Source organism: Fuchsiella alkaliacetigena, from assembly GCF_023227765.1.
In the GTDB taxonomy this organism is placed as follows: Bacteria; Bacillota; Halanaerobiia; order Halobacteroidales; family Acetohalobiaceae; genus Fuchsiella; species Fuchsiella alkaliacetigena.
In genome coordinates, this window is the sequence record NZ_JALKBZ010000010.1 from 40,958 (window position 1) to 63,238 (window position 22,281).

Below are 22,281 nucleotides of genomic sequence, written 5' to 3' on the forward strand. Positions count from 1 at the left end.
AGATGCATAGTATTTTAAAACTGAATAAAAGATTATTATTTAGGAGATTGGTAGTTGTTTTATTAATAGCGTTTATTTATATGTTAAGTACATCTTATATGACTAAAGCTAGTCCTGATCAAAAAATTAGGGATTTTGTTCAAGAAACGAATAGAGGTTTGTGGTCTGATTCTATGAGTGTGATTACGCATTTAGGATTAGGAGAGGTGAACTTTGCTATAGCTACTATTTTACCTGACCGAGAAGCTCGCTATGATTCCTATAAGGCCTTACTTGTTAGTTCAGTTTCAGTTACTATACTTAAATATGGGATTGGAAAGAGTAGACCAGAGGGGGAGATTACTTACGAACCTTATACCACGAGTGCTAGTAACCGTGCTTTTCCCTCAGGACATACGACAACAGCTTTTGCTTTAGCTACTATTATGGCAGAATATTATCCAGAGTATAAAAATAGACTTTATGCTTTAGCTACTTTGGTAGGAATTAGTCGCTTGTATGTAGATGCTCACTGGGCTTCGGATGTAGTTGCTGGGGCAGGCTTAGGTTATGCTAGTGCTAAGTTTGTAGAATATAGATGGTGAAAGTTCTAAAAAGCTCTGAAATATTTTGGAGCTTTTTTTAAAATTAAACTTAAGGAGGGTTGGATCAGATGCCAAAATATTTCTTTCGTTTAAATACTATATTAATTATATTGTTTTTGACTTTATCGTTAGGTAGAGGAACAGCTTATGCGGAGGATTTTTTCACCTTTGAAGTAGGGCCGATTATAACAACTAGTTTTAGTAAAATACCAGATCATAACTTTAATCCCTTACAGGTTTCTCAGCTAGGGTATGGTCGCCAAAAAGGCAATGTGTATTTGCATGTGTTTTGGGGTTCACTAGATGGAGAGGCTGAAGAGCGAAAATCTTATCTATTTGGTGAATTAGGTTATCGGAGTGATTTTGGTGACTCTCCATATTATTGGCAAGCTTCATTTGGAATTGGACGAGTATCTTTTGGTAGAGGAGAGGCTGAAGAATATAATCACTTATCCTCTAATAATATGTTTACTCAGTCGGTTGCTGTTGGGCGTGGAAATTACTATGTAGCTTTTCGGCATATGTCTAATGGATATAGAGAAGGTTATGAAGATATATTAGGAAATCCAGGGCCAAACAGGGGGCGGGATACTTTGACCTTTGGAGTGAAATTCTAAAGTAAAGATTATACAGTGAGATGTTTTTGCTTTTTTCTTTAGCTTTTGAGATACTTTAATTTTTATTTAGGAGGAAGGGCTATGAAGTATAAACGTATTTTAGTAATTATCTTATTAATAACTTCTTTATTAGTTGGATTTAGCTATTATGAGGCACGGGCGGCGGGCCCTATTTTGAAGCTAGATGAAGAGGTAAGAAGATTTGTAAAAAGTACTGATGAGGGCTGGGTGGATAATACTATGAGTAATATAACCCGGACAGGAAGTACTAGCTTATTAATTCCAATAGTGGCTTCGATTCCTAATTATGAACTAAGGATGGATGCTTTAACTGGTTTTTTAGCTAGCCATACAGTGACTGAGACACTGAAGCGAGTAACAGGGAAAACACGACCTCGGAGTGAAGAGCGGAAATACGAACCTTTTTCTGGCAACATGTCTTTTCCCTCCGGTCATGCAGCTGGTACTTTTGCTATAGCTACTGCTATTGCTGAACATTATCCGGAGTATAGACGCTATGCTTACGCTTGGTCAACCTTAGTTGCTATTAGTAGACTCTATGAAGATGCTCATTGGTTTTCTGATGTAGTTGTTGGTTCAGCAGTGGGTCACTATACTACGAAGTGGACTATGGATTTGATTGAGTGGTAGAACTTGACTATAGAAGGAGCTTGAATTTGAGTTTTTAATAATTTGAGGAAATGATATAATAAGAATATAAGCTTGAATAAAAGAAGTGAAGGTTATTTTTTAGGAGGTTTAGAAAATGACAGTTGATTTAGATAAAGTAGGAGTTTTTATGGATAGAGACGGAACGGTAAGTAAAGAGATCGGTTATGTAAACCATGCGGCTAGATACGAGCTGTTACCGAGAACTGCGGCTGCTATTAAACTACTAAATGAAAAAGGGATTAAGGCTCTTTTAGCTACTAATCAAGCCGGGGTAGCTAGAGGTTACTTTCCGGAGGAGAGAATAACAGAGGTTCACCAGAAGCTAGAGCGGCTTTTAGCTGAAGAAAATGCTTATTTAGATAAAATTTATTACTGTAAACACCATCCCGACGTAGGCGAGGGAGAGTATCGTCAGGACTGTGAATGTCGTAAGCCTAAGCCGGGCCTGCTTAAGCAGGGAGCGGAGGATTTTGATCTGGATTTGGAGCAGTCTTATATGATCGGCGATAAGATCAGCGATGTGGAGGCTGCTAAAAGAGTAGGAGCTCAGGGAATTTTGGTTTTAACTGGCTATGGTCGGGGAGTATATGAGTATGAGCAGGATCAATGGACGGTGCAGCCGGACTATATAGCTGAGGATCTGTATGAGGCTGTGGAGTGGATTTTGGGAGAGCAGAGGATAAAGGATAGAGGATAGAGGATAGATAAAAGATAAAATCAATAAAAGAGGGAGCTAATATGACAAATAAAGATGCTTCGCAACGGGAGTTACTTAGATTATTTCAGAAATCTGGAATTTTTCACTTCGATGTTACTGGAGTGGAAGGGAGTTCTCTCAAGGATATTAATCTAAGCAAAGTTGATGAGTATTTTTCCAGATATGATGTTGACTTTATCAATGAAAGCGAAGAAGAAAAAATAAGATTGTTACGCAATATCGATATTTTAACCAAGGATAATGAAGCAACTGTCGGTGGTTTGCTTATTTTTGGTATAAATCCGCAAAGATATCTGTTAAATGCTTCAATTTCTTTTGCTCGTTTTAAAGGTAAGGAGATTGCTGCGGAGTTGATTGATAAGCAGGTAATTAAAGGAACTTTAGATATTCAGATTGATACTGCTTTTTCTTTGCTTAAAAATAATATAGTTAATTCCTCGGAGATAGTAGGGACTAAGAGAGTAGCTAAAAATAAAACTTATCCGGATAAAGTATTCAGAGAGTTAATAGTAAATGCCTGTGTACACAGAGACTATTCGATTCATGGCTCCCGGATCAGGATCTTATTCTTTGATGATAGAATTGAGTTTATTAATCCGGGTCGCTTGCCTAATACTGTGACTATTGAAAAGCTAAAGGCTGGGGTTTCCTATGCGGTAAATCCGGTAATTGTTAAGTTTATGGAAAATTTGAGGTATGTGGATAAGTTAGGTAGAGGCTTGCCAATGGTTTATCAGGAAGCAAAGAAGTTAGATAAAGAGGTTGTTTTTGAGGAGATTGGAGAAGAGTTTAAAGTGGCTTTATATTTATAATAGTTTGAATGGATTAACCGAAAACTCTATAAGTCCTTATATAATTGATGAAGTGGAGAAAGATTTAAAACTAGTGCATTTTTGATAAGGAGGATAATATGCCAAAGAGCAATCAACCCTGTGAGAATAAAGATGAAAAAGAAACAGAAGCGAGTAAATTTAAGGGTTTGTTAAAAGACCTTGATGAAGATGCTGTAGAGTATCAGCGGAAAATTAGAGATGAGTATGAAAAAAGGTCTAGACTTTATGAGTTGGGTAAAGATCTGTTTGGGGTAGCTGGAACTGGGGATACAGAATCATCTACAACTTATAAAGAAAAAGTTGCTGAAGAGATAAATGCAAAGTTCAATGATTGATGCGGAAGGATTTTTACACAGAGATGGAAATAAGATTGCAGAAGGGAGTTAGTCTTAATAATGACGGACTTGATATCATATTTATCTAAATTCGATCAACAGAAAATCTTGATCGTCGGTGATATAATAGCCGATGAGTTTATTATTGGGGAGCCGGAGCGTTTATCTCGGGAGGCCCCGGTGTTGATTTTGCGCCATAATGAGTCTTCGATACTGCCTGGTGGTGGTACCAATGCAGCCAATAATGTAGCTGATCTAGGTGGAGAGGTCTATTTAGCGGGAGTGATTGGTGCTGATCGGATGGGAGAGCGGCTTAAGAAGTATCTAGCTGAAAAGCAGATTAAGACAGATGGTTTGATAGTAGACGATAGTAGGCCTACTTCGGTTAAGACCAGAATCTTGGCTGGCGGAGGACAGACGGTCAAGCAGCAGGTAGTCAGGATTGATAAGTTAGAAAATAGCCATGTTGACCCGGAGATAGAGGAAAAGCTCTTGGCTTATGTAGAGGAAGTAATAGCGGAAGTAGAGGCGGTGATTCTTTCCGATTACGGGAATGGAGTCTTTACTCCTCGGATTAAGGAACGGGTGATTGAGTTAGCTAGAGATGAAGAGAAGCTGGTGACAGTGGACTCTAGATACGAGTTATTGAGCTTCGAAGGGATAAGTATTGCTACCCCTAATAAAGAGGAGACAGAGCAAGTATTAGGCTTTAAATTGGATTCTAGAGAGCAGATAGATAGAGCAGGACAGGCTTTGTTAGAGAAGTTGGCAGCAGAGGCGATGTTGATTACTCTCGGTGGAGAAGGAATGGCTTTGTTTACGGAGCCCGGAGAGAGCGGTACTTATATTCCGGCGGCTAACTTTACTGAGGTGTTCGACGTGACGGGGGCTGGAGATACGGTGATTGGAGCTTTGACTTTGGCTTTGGCTAGCGGAGCTGCTTTTGAGGAAGCGATGCGGATTGCTAATCATGCGGCGGGAATTGTGGTGCGTAAGGCGGGAGTGGCTACTACTGATCGGGAAGAAGTTAGAAAAATGATAGAGGATAGAGGATAAAGGATAGATAAAGTTCAAAGTCAAAACCAATTTGACACTGACTAAAATCTGACTAAGTTCTGATTAGACCTTAAAAGATAAGTTCAAGAACTTTGGAACCACGCGCCCTGAAACGACGCTAGAACTTTAGCTAGCCATTACTCTGGGGATGATAATCCTTGAGGAAGTAGTCTTGGGCTGAATCAACACGAATAGAGACATTTAAAATCTTTAAATAATTAAATTCTGTATTGTCAACTATTACTTAAAAATAAGCTTTATATTGTGAGGGAAGTGAATTGTTATGAGTGGAGATGAGGAGTATCCGCTTTTATTTGCTGATGAAGAGGAGGAGCAGAGGAAGCTGGAGCAGCGTTATCAAAGAGCCTTAACAGCAGCTAGAAAAGCAGCTGAGTTGTTGAAGGAGGAGTATGGAGCTGAGCAGGTCTGGATTTTTGGTTCTTTGGCTGAGCAGGAGAGATTTAATAAGTGGTCGGATATTGATTTAGCGGCTCGGGGGATTGCTCCGGAGAAGTTTTATGCAGCGGTGGGAGCGGTGACGGGGTTAGTTGAGGAGTTTAAGGTGGATTTGATAGATATTGATGACTGCAAGGAGTCTTTAGCTGAGACGGTAGAGAATGAGGGGGTGGAAGTATGAATAAACGCTATCTTACGTTGATAAGCCGGATTGAGGATGAGCTTAGTGATTTAGAAGAAGTTGTTGAGAGAGTTGAGAAGGCTTGGCAGCGGGTGGAAAAGAGTAATGATGATTTATACCTAGATAGTGTGGCTTTGAATCTACACGGATTTTATGCTGGGCTGGAAAGGGTTTTTGAGCTGATAGCTACGGAGATAGATGAGAGCAAGCCGGAAGGAGCTTCTTGGCATCGGGATTTGCTAAGACAAATGGGAGTAGAAATTAAGCAGGTTAGGAGAGCGATATTATCTAAGGAAACTATTAATGAATTGGATGAGTATAGAGGGTTTCGTCATATAGTGAGGAATGTTTATACCTTTAATTTATCTAAAAAGAGATTGGAGCCTTTAGTTGTTGAGTTGTCTGCGGTATTTGAGCAGGTAGAAGATGAGCTAGAGGAGTTTATTAAATTTATGGAAGCGGAAGGGAGTTAGAGATGGAGTATGTTAGATAAACTAGTGAAATTAGCAGAATTGAAGGAAGTTTTGCAGGAACGGAGGCGGGCTAAGCAGAAGATTGTGTTTACAAATGGTTGTTTTGATATTTTGCACGTGGGTCACGTTAGGTACTTACAGGCGGCTCAGGCTAAGGGTGATCTATTAGTGGTGGGGATTAATAGCGATACTTCGGTGAAGCAGCTTAAGGGTGAGCAGCGACCGGTGGTGCCGGAGGAAGAGAGAGCGGAGATGTTGGCTGCCTTGGAGATGGTAGATTATGTGGTGATCTTTGAGGAGTTGACGGCTAAGCGAGTGATTGGGGAGTTGAAGCCGGATATTTATGTTAAGGGTGGTGATTATAGCGTAGAGGAGCTGCCAGAGGCTGAGGTGGTGGCTAGTTACGGTGGCAAGATAGAGCTGGTTAAGGAGGTTAAGGGGGCCTCTACTACTAATATCGTGGAGGAAATACAGAGGATAAATGATAGATGATAGAGGATAGATAAAAAATTAAGAGCAAGAGATATTAAAGTTTAATTTTTGTTTTAGGGAGGATTTTTGCAAGAAGTCTCTAATTAGTATTAATGGTAGTAATATCAAAATATTAGTGGAATTATATATTAATTTGCTGATTATATCAGATTTTGATTGGAGGATGGAGATGGAGAAACAAAGAGAGTTGAATGAGGAGTTTGTGGAGATTGATTTAAGAGAGTATATTATGGTTTTGTGGAAAAGAAAAGGGATTATTATTGGGATATTGGCAGCGGCTATTTTGTTTAGTGCTATTGTAAGCTTTGCTGTCTTAGAGCCTATATATGAATCGGAAGCAACGATTAGATTAGGAACTGATAGCGGTAGTTTTTCTAGTCGGGAGGCTGCTAGTGAAAGATTAAGGAGTTTAAGTTATTTTAGAAGATTAAATGAAGATTTAGAACTAGGTTTAAGTGATAGTCAAGTGGATAGCTTAAGAGGTGGGTTGGAGATAGAACAGGGTGAGGAAGAGAATATATTACATATTAGTTATCAAGGTGAAGAGCCTGAAAAGACTCAATTAATTATAGATAACTTAGTTGCTATTCTAATTGAAGATAGCAATCAGCGTTTTGGGGAAGTTAGAAGTCGTCGAGAAGAACAGATAGCTAATATTGAGCAGGAGATGGATAATTTAGAACTTAGATTAGAAAACAGAGAAGAACAAGTAGAAGAGTTATTAACTGAAGGTGATTTAACTACTACTGATAAGATGGTTTTAAGTAATTACTTTACGGATAAGATGCAGGACTTAGAAGATCTTAAGTTTGACTTACAAGATAGAAAGCATGAACGTGAAGATAAGCTGTTAGAAATGGAGGAGTTGGAAGTGCTTAATGAAGCACTTATTCCAACAAGTCCGGTGGCTCCTAATAAGAAGTTGAATTTAGCTATTGCAGGAGTGTTAGGGATTATGCTAGGAGTTTTTATAGTGTTTTTAGCTGAGTTTTTGGAGGGAATGGATTTTACTGAAGTGAAGAAGGATGAAGCTAAGAGAGAATAGATTTATAATTTAATGGTTTAATTTCCCAGAGTTTTAAGCAGGAATTTAAGGCTAGGCTGGCTAAGTTAATTATAGAGTTGAGGTAAATTTAGCAGATAAATGCTATAAAATGCTATTTGTTGCAGGGATTCTTTGATATTTAGCGAATTAATATTGAATGAAAGAAGTTAGGATTTTGTTTTTAGTGATGGGGATTACATAATTAACGGGTAAATTGGATTATAATGCATTTAGTTGTTGGTTTTAAAACAGTTTAGACTAAGAGTCTGATAAAAAAGATTAGAATCGGCTAAATTTATGAAAATCTGGGGGCATATAAAATGTGTAAGTATAATCCCAAAATTGATCTAGTTTTCAGGAAATTATTTGGTAGTGAGGAGAATAAGGATTTACTACTATCATTTATTAATGCTGTATTGGATAGGGAGCCTCGGATTGAAGATTTGGAGCTTAGAAACCCCTATAATTTAGCCGATTATCTGGAAGGTAAGATGAGTATTCTCGATATTAAGGCTGTGGATGAAGAGGGAGTCTGGTACGATATAGAGATACAGATTGCTGAACAGGGTGCCTATGGAAAGAGGGCTTTATACTACTGGAGTAAAGTCTATAGTAATCAGATTCAAAAGGCTGAAGATTATAGAGATTTAAGGAAGACTATCGGTATACATCTGCTGGATTTTGATTATTTTGTTGATCAGAGGTATTTAAGGCAGGTTGTTTTAAAGGATAATGAGACGAATCAGCTTTATGGGGAGCTTGATTATCAAGAGTTGTTTTTTATAGAACTGAGTAAGTTTGATAAGGATTTAAAGGAAGCTCGAACTATATTGGATAGATGGATTACTTTTTTGGATAAAGCTTATGAGTACGATGAAGATACTATTCCCGAGGAGTTTAAAGAGGAAGAAGAGATTGTCGAGGCTGTTAAGCGGCTAGAAAGAATGTATTTTAATGAGCAGGAAAAGAAGATCTATGAAGCTAAGAGGAAGTGGATTATGGATAAGAGGGAAGAGCTGAGAACAGCAAAGGAAAAAGCTAAAAAAGAGGGTATAAAAGAAGGGAGAGAAGAAGGCAGAAAAAAAGGTAGAGCGGAAGGTAGAAAAGAAGGAATAGAAAAAGGTATGGAGCAGGGAGAAAGAAGAAAAGCAGTTAAGATAGCCAGAGAGATGTTAAAGGATGGAGAAAGTATAGAAAAGATAGCTAAGTATACTAACTTGTCCCGAGAAGAAGTAGAGGAGTTAAGGTGAGTTTTGAAATTATTGAGTAAAGAAGTTTATAAGAATTTAGACGCAGACTAAAATCTGATTAAAATCGGACTAAAGCATAGAGTCTTAAAAATAAATATTTTAAGATTTTGTGGTTTAGTTTAGGATGTTCAAAGTAGTTTGATTGTTAGGTTAAGCGATGATATCATGGAGGTGAGAGTTTTGCAGAAGATTGAAATTGAAGTTTCTGATTATATTGCAGAACTATCTGAAGGAGAAAAAGATAAACTTGTAAATACATTTTTGTCTATCTCAATTAAGGAAAGAATGAATAAATTAACTGATGAGTATAACAATGCAAATAACAAAATAAAAGAGTATGAGAAGAAGTATGGGAAGACATTGAAAGAGGTTGAAGAAGTAGGGATTGATAATGAAAGTGATATAGATGAGCATGAGGAGTATATGGATTGGGTTTTCTGGCAAAGAGTATATGAAAATTCTAAAGAAGAAATAGAGAAATATCAACATTTTTTGAGTGAAGAAACAGACGGATAAAAATGAGAATTAGAGATTTGGAGGTGCTTAAAATGAATTTTATTAGAAAAATTATTGATAGCGATTCATTAGACTCTATAGTTGATTTGCCTCCTGAGTTAAAGAATAGAAGGGTAGAAGTTATTGTGTTACCAGTTGAAGAAGATAATAGCCAGGCGAATAAGAGTTTAAGAGGAATTTTAAATAAATATGCTGATTCAGAATTAAGGAAGAAAGAAAAAGGGGCTTGGCAGATGAGAGTAGCTGAAAATTATGAAGATCATTGATGCTAATGTAATTTTGAGATATTTGCTGGATGATGTAGAAGAGTTAGCAGATAAAGCAAGTGAAATTATTGAAAAAGATAGAGTCTATATATTGAATGAAGTATTAGCAGAAGTGATATATGTTTTAGAAGGTGTATATGAATTAGATAGAAAAGAGATTAAAGATGTTTTGTTTGAGTTTTTAGGACTAGAAACAGTGGTTATAGAGGATAAAAAATTATTATTTGAGTCATTGGAAAAGTATCTAGAAATTAAGTTAGATTTTGTTGACTGTTTACTATATGCTTATGTAAAGGTTAATAATAGAAAAGTGTATACTTTTGATAAAAAGCTTAATCAAGAGATTAATAAGCTGAATAAAAATCTATTAGACGCAGACTAAGATCTGACTAAAATCTGACTGGAGCGTACAGGATTAAGGACGTACAAGATTAAAAAATGATAAAGTTAAGGCTTAGTTAGGATTGAGCTAGAGGTTTAAGAGTTTAATACATTTTGAAATCTAATGTTTTAAGTTTTTAATGTTTAATGTTTTAGTCAGAACTTAGTCATGTTTTAGTCGGCACCCCAAGGGCATTTCCCAGAGTAATGACTAGCCAAAATAATGGCGTCGCTTCGGGGCATGTCAAATAGGTTTTGAACTTTATGGAGGTTGAGTCACTAGATGCTAAAATCACTATCAAAGTTATGGCAATTATTCAATAAAAGAGAACGTTTGCAGATTTTCGGGTTGTTTGGGGCTATTCTGTTCATGGCCCTATCCCAGGTGATCGGAGTGGCTTCGATTATGCCCTTTATGGATCTGGTGATGCAGCCGGAGATGGTTGAGGAGAATCAGGTGTTAAGTTGGTTATATACTACCTTTGAGTTTACTTCGGTTAATAGATTTATTGTCTTTGCCGGAATAGCGATGTTTGTATTAATCATGGTTACTAACGGGATTTCTACTGTTGCTACCTGGTTAAAGTATAAGTTTGTCTGGATGAATAATCATCGTTTGGCTATGCGGTTGTTAAGGAAGTACTTAGGTAAGCCTTATGCATACTTTTTAATCAATAACTCCTCTGATCTGGGTAAAAATGTGTTGCAGGAGGTTAAGGAGTTAACTAAAAGCTTTATCATTAAGTTAATAGAGCTCTTTACTTACGGAGCAGTGGCGCTGGCAATTATAGTATTTTTATTGATAACTGATGTGACTATCACTTTGGCGGCTATCTTCATACTTGGTGGTAGTTATGGTGCAGTTTATTATTTTATTCGGAGGAGAATGGAAAAGGCTGGTGAGGAGCGACTGGAGGCTAATAAGCAGCGTTATAAGACAGCTAATGAGGCTTTTAACGGAATTAAGCAGATTAAGATTAGCGGTCGGGAGGAGCATTTTTTGAGCCGCTTTGCTGAGCCTTCGTTGAAGGATGCCAATCTACGAGCTTGGCGGAAGGTAGTGGGGATGCTACCTCGTTATATACTGGAGGCTATTGCTTTCGGAGGAATAGTCTTGCTGGTGGTGTATTTGATTCTGGCCGGTCAGGAAGCTCGGGAGATGGTACCGCTGGTCAGTCTATTTGCTTTTGCTGGTTATCGTTTGATGCCGGCTTTGCAGAAGATATTTTATGCAGCTACGGATATACTATTTAACATGGCGGTGCTGGATAAGATTCATGAGGATATGTTTGAGACGGGAGAGAATGAAGCGGTTGATTGGTCTCAGGAGCTGCCAGAAAAGCTGCCTTTTAAGGATAAGATTGAACTTGAAGATATACAGTATACTTATCCTAATGATCAAGAGCCGGTGCTGAAAGGGATTGATTTGAGTATTCAGCGTAATACTGCGGTTGCTTTTGCAGGAGAGACGGGAGCTGGAAAGTCGACTTTGGTTAATCTGCTCTTAGGTCTATTGACTCCGGATAAGGGTGAGATTAAGATAGATGGAGTGGAGTTAAATCAAGAGAATATACGAAATTGGCAGCGAAATATTGGTTATGTACCGCAGGATATCTATCTTTGTGATGATACTATTTTAAGTAATATTGCTTTTGGGGTAGCAGAGGATGAGATAGACCTGGAGGCTGTTAAACGAGCTGCGAAGATTGCTAATATAGATGGTTTTATTGAGAATGAGTTGGCGCAAGGCTACCAGACTGTAGTTGGTGAACGAGGAGTTAGAGTTAGTGGCGGCCAAAAGCAGCGTTTGGGACTGGCTCGGGCCCTATATCATGACCCAGAGGTTTTGGTTTTAGATGAGGCGACCAGTTCTCTTGATGGTGCTACGCAGGAAGCTGTGATGGAAGCAATTGAGAATATAGCAGAAGTAAAGACGATGATAATGATTGCTCATCGATTATCTACTGTTCGTGATTGTGATACGATTTATATGTTAGGTCAAGGTCGGATTGTAGATTCTGGTTCTTATGATGAGTTGGTTGGTTCTAATGTTATGTTTAGGAAGTTGGCTGATTTGAGTGGTTAAAAAGAATAAAGCAAATTAACTTATATCAAACAATCATAATTTTACAGTTTATGAAATAAAAATTTTAGGGTTAATTTTTTCTTTAGTTGTCTGATAGTATTGATATTATGTTTTATCATTTGGACCATAATATCTTCATTTATTGGTATAATCTTGCATGCATTTGTTAGTTTTTCAAACATAATAGCAATTAATAGTGGTGGTGATTAATATGACAAAAAAATATAATGCTATAGTTGTGTTGGGTTTTGGCTCTACCGGTTCTAGTGCTGTTGTAGATTTATTGAGAGAATTTGAGACATATAAAAGTTTTGGAACTGAGTTTAGACTTATTAAAGATCCAGATGGAATTATGGATTTAGAAGATGCCTTAGTAAATAATTGGATAATCAAAAAAGATGATACAGCTATAAAAAGATTTAAAAAGTTAACTGATATTCTTGGGCGGGAAACGAGTAAATTTTCAAGTTTTGGTAAAAATTATAATAAATATTGTAAAGGTAATTTTTTTAATTTAACTGAAAAATATATAAATAGATTAGTTGATTTTAGTTATGAAGGTAGTTGGATAGGAAATGACTATAGTATGAATTGGTTTGATAATATTTTGAAAAAGTTAAAAAGAAAAATTGGGATCAAACGTGATAAAATTATGTTTTTTTCTTGTCTTTCTAAGAAAAAATTTTATTCTTTAACTAAAGATTATCTTAATAAAATAATGAAATCTTGTGTTGATAATAGTAATGTTGATAATATTATATTAGATCAGGCTGTTTCACCTTTTAGTATTAAAAGAGCTTTGAAATACTTTTATTCCTGCAAAATTATTTTAGTTCATAGAGATCCAAGAGATCATTATTTAGAAGGTAGGAATAGACGTTTTATTCCTAGTGATATTGAAAAGTTTATTAAATGGTATAAGAATATGAAAATGAAATCTCAGCATGATCAATTTAGTTCAACAAAAATATTAAATATTAATTTTGAAGATTTAGTTTTAAATTATAAAGAAACATTTAATATTATTTTGAATTTTTTAGGTGAGGATAAAAAAATACATATTGAAAAAGGCAAACACTTTGATTATGAAAGAGCTTGTAATGGTATTAAATTATGGGAAAAAAAAATAAATTTAAAATACAAACAACAAATTTCAAAGATTTATACTAATTTAAGTGAATATTTTTTTGAATTTTAAAGATCAAAATAAATGTTTTTTGTAGGAGGAAAATTAAATGAAAAAAATATATAATCTTATTAGAATATTATATAATTATTTTAAAATTAGATTTTTAAAAGATGATAAATTAGTATCTTTATTTAGGAAAAAAATTCATTCTTTAGAAAATAAATTATTTCAAGAAGAAATAATCTTAATAAAAACATTATATATTAGAAAAATTTATTTTGAAGCTAAGAAAAGAGATTTGCTTTCAGAGGATGAAATTAATTGGGGGAAAAGAGTATTATTTGGAGAAAACAATTCTCAAATAGTTAAAAAAGATAAATTTATGCAAGAAAATGATTTTTTTGGTATTATAAAGAACAGACGAAGTGTGAGAAAATTCAAAAATGAAGAAGTATCTGATGAAATTTTAAAAAAACTGATTAATGCAGCAAGATGGGCTCCAACTTCTTGTAATAGACAACCCTGGGAGTTTATAATAATAGCTGATAAAGAACTTATTGAAAAAGTTAGAGATTTTAGAGGACAAAAATTCATTAGTGATGCACCATATTGTATATTAGTTTTAATGAATAAAAATTTATATCATTATGATGATGAAAGTTTAATTAGTTATTATTTAAATCTTGATGCAGGAGCAGCGATTCAGAATATTTTACTTATGGCAGAATATTTAAACCTATCTGCTTGCTGGGTTAATTTAGCAGATAATAACCTCAGTGATGAAGAAAGAAAAGAAATGAAAGAATTATTTAATATTCCTGAAAAAATGATTTTAAATACTGTTATACCAATTGGTTATTCAGATTTTAATCCAAATCCTCCTGGAAGAAAAGATTTAGAAGAAATTATATATTATAATAAATTAGGGTAATGATTTATTTAAATTGCAGAGGGTACAGTAGATGAATTAATAATAAGGCTTTAAATAGAGATGGTTAATAAAATTAGTATAGATAATTCGGTAATGTTGTTTAAATTTGTTTGAGAATAATTTTGAAGGAATGGAGTACCTTTTTTCTACCCCTGGAACAATTGGTGGCTCTATATATATGAATGCGGGTAGGGGTAAATCTCATAATAAAGCAATATCTGATAAACTTGTAAAAGCAAAAGTGTTTGATGCTGATGATATTTTTGAGTTAAATAAAGAAGAATGTAGGTTTGCATATAGGTATTCAATTTTTCATAAGAAGAGTGAATGGATAATACTTGAAGCTACTTTTGAATTGAATGATCGAGAGTTTAATATTGGTGAAAAGAAGATTAAGGAAAGGATTGATTATGTTAAAGAAAATCAGCATAGAAATTATCCAAATGTAGGTTCAATTTATAAAGCAGGGAAATCTGGTAAAATTCTTAAGTTATTGAGTTATTTTAAAATAGGTGATTGTAAATTTAAAGGTAATTGGATAATAAACTTAGGGGATGGTAGGGCAGAAGATGTTTTAAAGTTACTTAAAATTTCTAAAGTATTGCATTGTTTAGTTATGAAAAAACCTAAACTAGAAGTTGAAATATGGTAATAAAAAGGAGTGCAATAATATGAAGCCTAAAAAAAAGGTAGGTATTTTAACATATCATCATGTGTTAAATGAAGGAGCAAATTTACAAGCTTATTGTCAAGCTAAAGCACTTCAAAAAACTTTAGGAAAAAAATATGATGTAAAGATAATAGATTATAGGGTTTTTAATAAAGAATTTACACAGTGGAAAGGATTAATTGCTAATTTTATAAAAATGAGAAATCCGATAGTTAATTTTAAGAGATATAGAAAAATAAGATCTTTTATCAATAATGAAATGCCATTGACTTCTGATAAACTTGTTTCAAATAATTATGATAAAGCAATTGAATTTATAAGTGATAAATATGATGCTATTATAGTAGGAAGTGATGAGGTATGGAAGATTTTCGAAGGGAAGTATTCTAGACCTTTTCCTAATGCCTATTGGTTATCACCTGAATTAAAATGTAAAAAGATATCATCTGCTGCATCTGCTAACAGATTTAATTATGAGGAAGCAGATAAGAAAAAAAAGAAACAGATGAGAAAATTTCTTAAAACTTTTGATTTAGTAGGAGTAAGAGATGATCATACTCTTAACATGTTAAAATATTTAGATATAGAGGAAGAAAAATCTTATAAAGTTCCTGATCCTACTTTTTCGATTAAGTTTAGTGAAGATATTTATAAAAAAGTTAAAGAGAAGTTAATTGATAAAGGACTTGATTTAAATAGACCAATTATGGCATTAGTTATATCAAGTTCAGGGAGAAAAAATGGACTTTCTAAGAATGTAGCAGATTATTTTAGAAAAAAAGGTTATCAAATAGTTAGTATTAGTATGAATAATGAGTTTGCAGATTTTTATCTACAAGATATTCTTAATCCATTAGAATGGGCTCATGTTTTTAAATATTTTGATTTTTGTTTAACGGATAGATTTCATGGTACAATTTTTAGTTTGCAAAATAATATTTCTTTTTTAACTGTTGATCATGAAGAACGTTATTTGAAGATTAGAAGTAAAACGGTGGATCTTCTTGAAGATTTAAATTTAATAGATAATCATATTAATGTGTTAAAAGAAAAAGATATAATAGAAAAAATAAAAAGCATTCATAATGAAGGAAAGAAAGTAGATTATGATTTAAAGTTATTTAGGGATAATTATTATTCTCATTTAGAAAGAATAAAAAAATTAATGAAGTAAACAAATAGTATTTTGTAATTATAAGTTGAGTTATTAAGAGATGTCCTTGCCCCTTAGATCTTGGACAAGAAAAAACTATGCTTTTCTAACAGAAAATTGCTCTAATTTACTAACTAATTCTTATGCTACTAGCTTGACACCATCTATTAGCTCGTTAACCAGCTGACTATGATAATAAGCTGGTGGAACACCTGAGACGCTTGAATGTGGACGCTCTTGATTATATTTAGCTATAAATTCATCTATAGAACCTTTACAATGAGCAATATGACGATAATAGTTCTGATATACTTCTTCCCGTTTCAATGTTCCGTGAAAACTCTCAATATGAGAGTTTTGTTCTGGAGTATTAACAGCTATTCTTTCGTGCTCAATATTTGTTTTGCTAATATAGCTTTGAAAGTCTTTACTTCTAAACTGAGTGCCATTATCTGTTCTTAAAACTAAGTTATCTATATCTCGTGAATTTACTGCTTGCTTTAAGGCTTTAAGAGCTTCATCAGTTCGGCACCTAAGACTTACATGGTGACCTACTATCTCTCTGGTATAGACATCTATTATGTCAAACATATAGACCCAACGACCGCTTTTATCTAAATACATTTGAACCATGTCCATCTCCCATAGTTGGTTAGGGGCAGTTAATTCACGTTTTTGCTTTAATTGATAATTATCTGGTTTAATAGTAGTCTTATCTTGTAACAGATCAAGTACGTCCATTATGCGGTAAATACGCTTGTAATTTACTTTTAAGCTGTGCTTAAACCTTAAGTAATCAGTTACCATTCTATAGCCAGTATAAGGATGTTCTTCACAGTATCCTTTAACTAGCTCAATAACTTCTTTTTCAGCTACTACATTACCATTTTGATCATAAGCTGGATGACCTGAATAAAGCTTTTTACTGCTATTATCATTCTTAGAGTTATCATTATTTAAGCCATAATAATAAGTACTTCTTGCTATATCAAAAGTCTTGCAAAGTTCAGTAATTGAATAATCAACTTTTAGTTGATTAATTGCTTTAACCTTATCAGTGATATCTAGTCCAGCCAGGGCTTTTTTTTGAGAATTTCCATTTGAACTTTTTGCTCGCCAATGATTTTTTTCATCTCTTGGATTTGCTGTTCTTTTTCTTTAAGTTCAGCATCTTTTTTAGACTTAACTTGATTATCATTGGTTAAACCATTTAAACCGCCGTTAAGAAAGTCTTTTTTCCAAGTGTATATGGAATTACGACTAACTTCATATTCATCAGCTATTACAGATGGTTTACGACCTTTAAGAACTTCTAGTACTACTTCCATCTTAAATTCTGGACTATAAGTTTCACCTTTAGGCATTATTTTTACCCCCTATAATTATTATAAAATGTTAACTAGCTTTTTGTCCAATATCAATTGGGGGCGTTACAGAGATAAGGATTAATTAGGTAGAATAATAAGATCTTCTTTAATTTTTAGGAGGAAGGTTAAAATGGTTTTTTTAATATTATCGATATATATAGTATTTATATATATTAAGTATGGTTTCTTTACATCTTTTTTTGGGATTTTAATTAGTGGTAAGACTATCCTATTTGAAGTCACAAGTAAGTTTTTACCTTCAGGATTTAATTTAATATTTTTTCTTTCTTTTAGTTTTTTAATTTTAATTTTAATTTATATTTTAAAATATAATCGTATAAGAGCAAAAAAAATTAATGTTAAAAAAAGCTTAATATATCTCTTGCCTTGGTTAGGATTTTATATTTACATTATAATGAATTCTAATTTAAATAGTTATACTCTGCGAAAAAGCATATTTTTTTTAGTTCAAGGTATTGTGCCAATTGTTTTTTTATTTATTTATATTATTGTTCAAAATAAAGAGAAAACTAAAGAATTTTTAAATAATTTGAAATATATTTTTATATTTAATGCAGTAATTATTTCTTCATTTGTTTTGTTTAATGCTGCTAAAAGTGGATTTGATATTTATAGACCTACTCCATTTGGAGCGAATCCAATAGGAAATGCCCATTATATAGCATTCGGATTAATTTCATTATTTTTTTTAAAAATGAGTATAAAAAAGAAATTATTTTTAGCTTTTTATTTTTTAATTAACTTATATTTAATGGGAACGAGGTCTGTTATTTTATCATTAACAGTAGTATTAATTATTAGATTTTTTTATAAAATGATTGTTTTTATTTATGAAAAAAAAACAAAGCAACAATGGACAAAGAAATTTATTATAATAATTTTAACTTTATGTATTTTTTTTGGTGTAATATCAACTAATTTAGATATTTTTTATAGTTTATATAATAATTTATTACTAAGAGAAAGAAGTTTATCATTATTTGAAGAAAGGAATGTCTCAGCAAGAATTAATTTTTATTTTGAGGCACTAAATATGTTTTTAGATAAGCCTGTTTTTGGTTTCGGATTAGGAAGTTTTATTAATTATGGAAGTTCTGATTATCCTCATAATATAATATTAGAAATATTATCTGAATTAGGTTTTTTTGGATTATTAATATATGTATTTTCTTTAAAGATAAATTGCATTGATTTCAATTGTTTATTTTCTAACCTTTTATTATTTATGATTATTTTCGCTATGTTTAGTTGGGATATTGGTAGAAATTATAATATTGTATTGTTCAGTGCACTTATGTATGTTAAAAGATATTATTCTGTTTAAATTTATAATTAAAAGCAAGGAGCGAGAAAATATGAAAATTCTATTTTTCTGCACTAAATTTCCTTCTAGTATAGGTGGTATGCAAAAATCGAATTATGAAATAGTAAAAGCTATTAAAGAGTTAGGTCATAAGGTTTTTGTTCTAACAATAAAGACTGATCAGGGAGATAAAGATTTTGATAAAAATCAAAACTTTAGTGTTGAAAGGTTAGATAAATCCAAAAAAGGATCTTATTATAATTTATTTAAAAGAATTTCTTTCTTCTTTAGATTTTATATTAAATTAATTAAAAAAATTAAAATCTTTAATCCAGATAAGATAATAGTTGCTGATTATTTTACTAGAAATATTATCGGTCTATTTCCTATATCTTATAAAAAAGATATAATAGTAATCACAAGTGTTCCAGGGATAAAGAAGGTTAGAAATAATATGCTACTAACTGGCATAAGAAATTTAATTATTAAAAATTGTTATAGGAAAGCTAATCAAGTTATTTGTGTTAGTGAATCCACTAAAAAATCTCTGTATGATTATTATGGACAAGACTTATTTAAGGATAAAAAGATAAATATAGTTTATAGAACTTTAGATGAAGAATATTTTAATAATCCTAAAAAGGAGCAAGGAATTAATTGGATAAAAGATAAATATGATATTGATCAAAGCAAAAAGATAATTTTATCCGTTTCAAGAATGGAAAAAGAAAAAGGAATAGATAATGTTTTAAAAGTTTTAAAAAGATTTAAGTTAGAAGTAGGGGATGATTTTAAATATATAGTAGTAGGGGATGGAAATTATTTAGATGTCTTAAAGGAACAAACAAACGAATTAGGAATTAATGAAGAGGTGATTTTTACTGGTAGAATAGATTTTGATAAAGTTATTCATTTTTATGATTTATGTGATATTTTTATCTTGCCCAGCAGACGTGAAACAAGTGAATCTTTTGGTAGAGTTTTTGCAGAGGCTTCAGCCAGAGGAAAACCTGTAATAGCAAATAGGTCTGGTGGTGTTGTTGAAGTAGTCCAAGATAAAGAAACTGGTTTTTTAGTTGATCCTAATAATTTAGATGAAATATTTAGTAAATTAAAAATTATGTATCAGAATGAAGACTTATGTAAGAAGCTGGGCAAAAAAGGTATGAAGTTTGTTAGAAAGAATTTTACAAAAGAGCAATTGAAAAATAAAATTAGAACTATTTTAAGTTCCTAGTATGAAGTTAATAAATGGTATAATTGATTATCTAGAAATAATGTAGAAACTTTTAAGTTATTTTTAGAGGAAGTAGAGGTTAAATTAATCATTCTAGGAGAAGGTTTCAAAAGAACTTGAATCTATTATAGACAAAGAGGGTATGATTGATTCAGTTTTACTTCATAGGTTATGAAACGTTATAAATTATTCAAGAATATTTGAATAAAATAACTAAAGATATTAATAAGAATGTTAAAATGGCTATGCAATCAATTAAAAATCAAAAGAAGAATAAAATTCATATTGATAAGACAAAGTTGTAGTTTTGGAATGAAAGACTTTATTGGAGGTGTAGAAAATCAAAGATAAAATTAATATAGCTTTTTTCGCAGGTCGTTATAAATCTTTTTATGGAGCCCAAAAAAGCATGGCTACATTGATAACTAATTTAGATCAAGACAAATATAATCCGATTGTTGTGACAACCAAAGAAGGTAAATTATCTTCAGAGCTTAGAAAGCTAGGAATAGAAGTTAAGATTATTCCTTTGCATCCTATAGTAAATAAATTTGGTGGTCAAATCCTAGACTATTTTTTATTTAAGAAGACAAAAGTTTTAGTTGAGCTTCTAAAGTATAATTATAAAGTTTATCGTTGGTTAGAAGAAAATGAAATTAATATAGTCTATACTAATGGCATTAGGTCACTTTTATATGCTGGGTTAGCAGCTCGTTTTAGAGGGTTGCCATTATTCAAATATATAAGGAGTGAAGGCGATCCCAGTTTTATATTTAAATTTTTGGGGCTTAAATTACCGACTAAAATTATTACTATTGCTGATGGAGTTCGTAGTATGTATACAGATGGTGAATTAAAAAAACACTCTGAAAAATTTACTACCCTATATACAGGATTTGATTTTGAGAAATATAAATTTAGTAAAGAAAAAAAAGAAAAGGACAAAAGAAAAGTTAGAAAAAAATTAGACATTTCGTTAGATAGTCAAATAGTTGGGATAGTTGGCAGTATAACTCCCAGAAAAGGATATGATTTATTAGTTGAAGTAGCGTCTAAAGTTACATCAGAAATTAATGATTTGCAGTTTATGGTTGTGGGAAATCCCCCGCAAGAATATACTTATTTTAGAGATGAATTAAAAAGAAAAGTAAAAGACAAAGGAATGAGTTCACAGTTTCATTGGTTGGGCTATCAAGATGATGTTATTCCTTTTTATAATGCTATAGATCTTCTGGTTTTGCCTTCTCGAGCTGAGGGCTTACCGAGAACTGTTATTGAAGGATTGGCAATGGGACTACCGGTAGTTGCTACTAATGTTGGAGGTACTAAAGAGATTATTAACTCTGAGAATTTAGGTAAGGTTATAGAAAAAGATAATTCAGAACAACTTGGTGATGCTATTTTAGAGGTTTTAAATAATGAAGAGCTATTTAAAGAAGATAAGGCAAAGAATAGATTTGAGTATGTTAAAAATAAATTTTCAATTCCAAATTATATACAAGGTTTTGAAGAGATTATAAATAAAGAATTAAATAGTTAGTAGGAAGAAAGGGGATTGGAATGAAAGCATTAGTTACAGGAGTAGCAGGATTTATTGGCTCAAATTTAGCAGAACAATTATTAGAGAAAGGTTATCAAGTAATAGGAGTAGATTGTTTTACTGATTATTACTCTCGTGATTTAAAAGAAAAGAATTTAAGCTTCTTTAAAGACCACGAAAATTTTGAATTTATCGAAGTAGATATTATTGATTTAGATCTGGAAGAACTGTTATCAGATATTGATTATGTATTCCATCAAGCAGCTCAAGCAGGAGTAAGAGCCAGTTGGGGTAAGGACTTTGATATCTATACAGACTGCAATATTCGTGCAACGCAACGGTTATTAGAAGCAACTAAAGAAAGTGATATTAAGAAGTTTATCTATGCTTCTTCATCATCGGTATATGGAGATACAGACAAGCTACCGATGCAAGAAACTAATAGATTACAGCCAGTATCTCCTTATGGAGTTTCTAAATTAGCAGCGGAACACTTATGTTATTTATACTGGAAGAACTTCGGCGCACCTACTATTTCTCTAAGATACTTTACTGTCTTTGGAGAACGACAGCGTCCAGATATGGCTTTTCATATCTTCATTAAAGAAATCTTAACCGATGGGAAAATTACTGTCTTTGGTGATGGTAAGCAGTCTCGTAACTTTACTTATGTTGGTGATGTAGTACAGGCTAATATTTTAGCAGCTGAAAGTGATATAGAAGGAGAGATCTTTAATGTCGGTGGAGCAGGTGAGCGGATAAGATTAAATGAAACTATTGAAATAATGGAGGATATTATAGGTAAGGAAGTAGAAAAAGAATATCAAGCAGTAGCCAAAGGAGATGTAAGACATACAGAAGCTGATGAATCAAAAATTAGAAAAATGTTAGGTTATAAGCCTACAGTTGGCTTACAGGAAGGATTAAAAAGAGAAGTAGAATGGTTAAAGAAAATATATAAGTAGATTT

At 32.7% G+C, this 22,281-nt stretch carries 26 protein-coding genes; 24 read left to right on the forward strand and 2 right to left on the reverse strand.

Annotated features, from left to right (window positions below):
* The first annotated feature begins 2 nt into the window (after nucleotides 1-2).
* From MWH30_RS04450 to MWH30_RS04545, 20 genes are all read left to right on the forward strand, one after another.
* Nucleotides 3-584, forward strand: coding sequence for a phosphatase PAP2 family protein (locus tag MWH30_RS04450; protein ID WP_248662854.1), 582 nt, complete (start codon nucleotides 3-5; stop codon nucleotides 582-584).
* 68 nt (nucleotides 585-652) lie between these two features.
* Nucleotides 653-1,201 carry a hypothetical protein gene (locus tag MWH30_RS04455; RefSeq protein ID WP_248662855.1) on the forward strand — a complete coding sequence of 183 codons (549 nt, stop codon included), beginning with the start codon at nucleotides 653-655 and terminating at the stop codon, nucleotides 1,199-1,201.
* Nucleotides 1,202-1,282: 81 nt separating this feature from the next.
* Nucleotides 1,283-1,852, forward strand: a complete 570-nt coding sequence (locus MWH30_RS04460; RefSeq protein WP_248662856.1) for a phosphatase PAP2 family protein — start codon at nucleotides 1,283-1,285, stop codon at nucleotides 1,850-1,852.
* Nucleotides 1,853-1,967: 115 nt separating this feature from the next.
* Complete coding sequence (locus MWH30_RS04465) at nucleotides 1,968-2,570, forward strand: D-glycero-alpha-D-manno-heptose-1,7-bisphosphate 7-phosphatase (RefSeq protein ID WP_248662857.1); 603 nt, start codon at nucleotides 1,968-1,970, stop codon at nucleotides 2,568-2,570.
* 41 nt (nucleotides 2,571-2,611) lie between these two features.
* Nucleotides 2,612-3,403, forward strand: a complete 792-nt coding sequence (locus MWH30_RS04470) for an ATP-binding protein (RefSeq protein ID WP_248662858.1) — start codon at nucleotides 2,612-2,614, stop codon at nucleotides 3,401-3,403.
* A gap of 98 nt (nucleotides 3,404-3,501) precedes the next feature.
* The gene (locus MWH30_RS04475) at nucleotides 3,502-3,759 is read left to right on the forward strand and encodes a hypothetical protein (RefSeq protein WP_248662859.1); all 258 of its coding nucleotides are present in this window, start codon (nucleotides 3,502-3,504) and stop codon (nucleotides 3,757-3,759) included.
* Nucleotides 3,760-3,819: 60 nt separating this feature from the next.
* Entirely contained in the window at nucleotides 3,820-4,815 is a 996-nt protein-coding gene (locus MWH30_RS04480; RefSeq protein ID WP_248662860.1) for a bifunctional heptose 7-phosphate kinase/heptose 1-phosphate adenyltransferase, read from the forward strand.
* Between the two features lie 283 nt (nucleotides 4,816-5,098).
* Nucleotides 5,099-5,452, forward strand: a complete 354-nt coding sequence (locus MWH30_RS04485) for a nucleotidyltransferase family protein (RefSeq protein ID WP_248662861.1) — start codon at nucleotides 5,099-5,101, stop codon at nucleotides 5,450-5,452.
* On the forward strand, nucleotides 5,449-5,925 hold the full coding sequence (locus MWH30_RS04490; protein ID WP_248662862.1) for a ribonuclease toxin HepT-like protein: 477 nt from the start codon (nucleotides 5,449-5,451) through the stop codon (nucleotides 5,923-5,925). Before MWH30_RS04485 ends, MWH30_RS04490 begins: the two co-directional genes overlap by 4 nt.
* Nucleotides 5,926-5,934: 9 nt before the next feature.
* On the forward strand, nucleotides 5,935-6,417 hold the full coding sequence (gene rfaE2, locus MWH30_RS04495; protein ID WP_248662863.1) for a D-glycero-beta-D-manno-heptose 1-phosphate adenylyltransferase: 483 nt from the start codon (nucleotides 5,935-5,937) through the stop codon (nucleotides 6,415-6,417).
* Between the two features lie 169 nt (nucleotides 6,418-6,586).
* Nucleotides 6,587-7,462, forward strand: a complete 876-nt coding sequence (locus MWH30_RS04500; RefSeq protein ID WP_248662864.1) for a Wzz/FepE/Etk N-terminal domain-containing protein — start codon at nucleotides 6,587-6,589, stop codon at nucleotides 7,460-7,462.
* Nucleotides 7,463-7,782: 320 nt separating this feature from the next.
* Entirely contained in the window at nucleotides 7,783-8,712 is a 930-nt protein-coding gene (locus tag MWH30_RS04505; RefSeq protein WP_248662865.1) for an Rpn family recombination-promoting nuclease/putative transposase, read from the forward strand.
* A gap of 180 nt (nucleotides 8,713-8,892) precedes the next feature.
* On the forward strand, nucleotides 8,893-9,228 hold the full coding sequence (locus tag MWH30_RS04510) for a hypothetical protein (RefSeq protein WP_248662866.1): 336 nt from the start codon (nucleotides 8,893-8,895) through the stop codon (nucleotides 9,226-9,228).
* 32 nt (nucleotides 9,229-9,260) lie between these two features.
* A complete protein-coding gene (locus tag MWH30_RS04515; protein WP_248662867.1) occupies nucleotides 9,261-9,494 on the forward strand; it encodes a hypothetical protein in 234 nt (77 codons plus the stop codon).
* Nucleotides 9,481-9,876, forward strand: coding sequence for a type II toxin-antitoxin system VapC family toxin (locus MWH30_RS04520; protein ID WP_248662868.1), 396 nt, complete (start codon nucleotides 9,481-9,483; stop codon nucleotides 9,874-9,876). Before MWH30_RS04515 ends, MWH30_RS04520 begins: the two co-directional genes overlap by 14 nt.
* 282 nt (nucleotides 9,877-10,158) lie before the next feature.
* Nucleotides 10,159-11,961 (forward strand): ABC transporter ATP-binding protein, encoded by a 1,803-nt coding sequence (locus tag MWH30_RS04525; protein WP_248662869.1) that lies wholly within the window; start codon nucleotides 10,159-10,161, stop codon nucleotides 11,959-11,961.
* Between the two features lie 211 nt (nucleotides 11,962-12,172).
* Entirely contained in the window at nucleotides 12,173-13,159 is a 987-nt protein-coding gene (locus MWH30_RS04530) for a sulfotransferase (protein ID WP_248662870.1), read from the forward strand.
* Nucleotides 13,160-13,196: 37 nt separating this feature from the next.
* The gene (locus MWH30_RS04535; RefSeq protein ID WP_248662871.1) at nucleotides 13,197-14,021 is read left to right on the forward strand and encodes a nitroreductase family protein; all 825 of its coding nucleotides are present in this window, start codon (nucleotides 13,197-13,199) and stop codon (nucleotides 14,019-14,021) included.
* Nucleotides 14,022-14,127: 106 nt separating this feature from the next.
* Nucleotides 14,128-14,673, forward strand: a complete 546-nt coding sequence (locus tag MWH30_RS04540; protein ID WP_248662872.1) for a hypothetical protein — start codon at nucleotides 14,128-14,130, stop codon at nucleotides 14,671-14,673.
* 19 nt (nucleotides 14,674-14,692) lie between these two features.
* Nucleotides 14,693-15,865, forward strand: coding sequence for a polysaccharide pyruvyl transferase family protein (locus MWH30_RS04545; RefSeq protein ID WP_248662873.1), 1,173 nt, complete (start codon nucleotides 14,693-14,695; stop codon nucleotides 15,863-15,865).
* A 120-nt stretch (nucleotides 15,866-15,985) separates the two neighbouring features.
* On the opposite strand, the gene MWH30_RS04550 is transcribed toward MWH30_RS04545, so the two are convergent.
* The gene (locus tag MWH30_RS04550) at nucleotides 15,986-16,921 is read right to left on the reverse strand and encodes an IS3 family transposase (protein WP_282706193.1); all 936 of its coding nucleotides are present in this window, start codon (nucleotides 16,919-16,921) and stop codon (nucleotides 15,986-15,988) included.
* A complete protein-coding gene (locus tag MWH30_RS04555; RefSeq protein WP_248662874.1) occupies nucleotides 16,909-17,208 on the reverse strand; it encodes a transposase in 300 nt (99 codons plus the stop codon). Before MWH30_RS04555 ends, MWH30_RS04550 begins: the two co-directional genes overlap by 13 nt.
* 133 nt (nucleotides 17,209-17,341) lie before the next feature.
* Here MWH30_RS04555 and MWH30_RS04560 point away from each other — a divergent pair, with 133 nt between their 5' ends.
* From MWH30_RS04560 to MWH30_RS04575, 4 genes are all read left to right on the forward strand, one after another.
* Nucleotides 17,342-18,556, forward strand: a complete 1,215-nt coding sequence (locus tag MWH30_RS04560) for an O-antigen ligase family protein (protein WP_248662875.1) — start codon at nucleotides 17,342-17,344, stop codon at nucleotides 18,554-18,556.
* 31 nt (nucleotides 18,557-18,587) lie between these two features.
* Nucleotides 18,588-19,772: a glycosyltransferase family 4 protein gene (locus tag MWH30_RS04565; protein ID WP_248662876.1), complete on the forward strand. Its 1,185-nt coding sequence runs from the start codon at nucleotides 18,588-18,590 to the stop codon at nucleotides 19,770-19,772.
* Nucleotides 19,773-20,181: 409 nt separating this feature from the next.
* Nucleotides 20,182-21,312: a glycosyltransferase family 4 protein gene (locus tag MWH30_RS04570; protein WP_248662877.1), complete on the forward strand. Its 1,131-nt coding sequence runs from the start codon at nucleotides 20,182-20,184 to the stop codon at nucleotides 21,310-21,312.
* 20 nt (nucleotides 21,313-21,332) lie between these two features.
* Entirely contained in the window at nucleotides 21,333-22,277 is a 945-nt protein-coding gene (locus tag MWH30_RS04575) for an NAD-dependent epimerase/dehydratase family protein (RefSeq protein ID WP_248662878.1), read from the forward strand.
* Nucleotides 22,278-22,281 lie beyond the last annotated feature (4 nt).

Bases quoted from the DNA above. Each gene is read 5' to 3' on its own strand.
- MWH30_RS04450 (WP_248662854.1), top strand. From the start codon at position 3: ATGCATAGTATTTTAAAACTGAATAAAAGATTATTATTTAGGAGATTG.
- MWH30_RS04455 (WP_248662855.1), top strand. From the start codon at position 653: ATGCCAAAATATTTCTTTCGTTTAAATACTATATTAATTATATTGTTT.
- MWH30_RS04460 (WP_248662856.1), top strand. From the start codon at position 1,283: ATGAAGTATAAACGTATTTTAGTAATTATCTTATTAATAACTTCTTTA.
- MWH30_RS04465 (WP_248662857.1), top strand. From the start codon at position 1,968: ATGACAGTTGATTTAGATAAAGTAGGAGTTTTTATGGATAGAGACGGA.
- MWH30_RS04470 (WP_248662858.1), top strand. From the start codon at position 2,612: ATGACAAATAAAGATGCTTCGCAACGGGAGTTACTTAGATTATTTCAG.
- MWH30_RS04475 (WP_248662859.1), top strand. From the start codon at position 3,502: ATGCCAAAGAGCAATCAACCCTGTGAGAATAAAGATGAAAAAGAAACA.
- MWH30_RS04480 (WP_248662860.1), top strand. From the start codon at position 3,820: ATGACGGACTTGATATCATATTTATCTAAATTCGATCAACAGAAAATC.
- MWH30_RS04485 (WP_248662861.1), top strand. From the start codon at position 5,099: ATGAGTGGAGATGAGGAGTATCCGCTTTTATTTGCTGATGAAGAGGAG.
- MWH30_RS04490 (WP_248662862.1), top strand. From the start codon at position 5,449: ATGAATAAACGCTATCTTACGTTGATAAGCCGGATTGAGGATGAGCTT.
- rfaE2 (WP_248662863.1), top strand. From the start codon at position 5,935: ATGTTAGATAAACTAGTGAAATTAGCAGAATTGAAGGAAGTTTTGCAG.
- MWH30_RS04500 (WP_248662864.1), top strand. From the start codon at position 6,587: ATGGAGAAACAAAGAGAGTTGAATGAGGAGTTTGTGGAGATTGATTTA.
- MWH30_RS04505 (WP_248662865.1), top strand. From the start codon at position 7,783: ATGTGTAAGTATAATCCCAAAATTGATCTAGTTTTCAGGAAATTATTT.
- MWH30_RS04515 (WP_248662867.1), top strand. From the start codon at position 9,261: ATGAATTTTATTAGAAAAATTATTGATAGCGATTCATTAGACTCTATA.
- MWH30_RS04520 (WP_248662868.1), top strand. From the start codon at position 9,481: ATGAAGATCATTGATGCTAATGTAATTTTGAGATATTTGCTGGATGAT.
- MWH30_RS04525 (WP_248662869.1), top strand. From the start codon at position 10,159: ATGCTAAAATCACTATCAAAGTTATGGCAATTATTCAATAAAAGAGAA.
- MWH30_RS04530 (WP_248662870.1), top strand. From the start codon at position 12,173: ATGACAAAAAAATATAATGCTATAGTTGTGTTGGGTTTTGGCTCTACC.
- MWH30_RS04535 (WP_248662871.1), top strand. From the start codon at position 13,197: ATGAAAAAAATATATAATCTTATTAGAATATTATATAATTATTTTAAA.
- MWH30_RS04545 (WP_248662873.1), top strand. From the start codon at position 14,693: ATGAAGCCTAAAAAAAAGGTAGGTATTTTAACATATCATCATGTGTTA.
- MWH30_RS04555 (WP_248662874.1), bottom strand. From the start codon at position 17,208: ATGCCTAAAGGTGAAACTTATAGTCCAGAATTTAAGATGGAAGTAGTA.
- MWH30_RS04560 (WP_248662875.1), top strand. From the start codon at position 17,342: ATGGTTTTTTTAATATTATCGATATATATAGTATTTATATATATTAAG.
- MWH30_RS04565 (WP_248662876.1), top strand. From the start codon at position 18,588: ATGAAAATTCTATTTTTCTGCACTAAATTTCCTTCTAGTATAGGTGGT.
- MWH30_RS04570 (WP_248662877.1), top strand. From the start codon at position 20,182: ATGGCTACATTGATAACTAATTTAGATCAAGACAAATATAATCCGATT.
- MWH30_RS04575 (WP_248662878.1), top strand. From the start codon at position 21,333: ATGAAAGCATTAGTTACAGGAGTAGCAGGATTTATTGGCTCAAATTTA.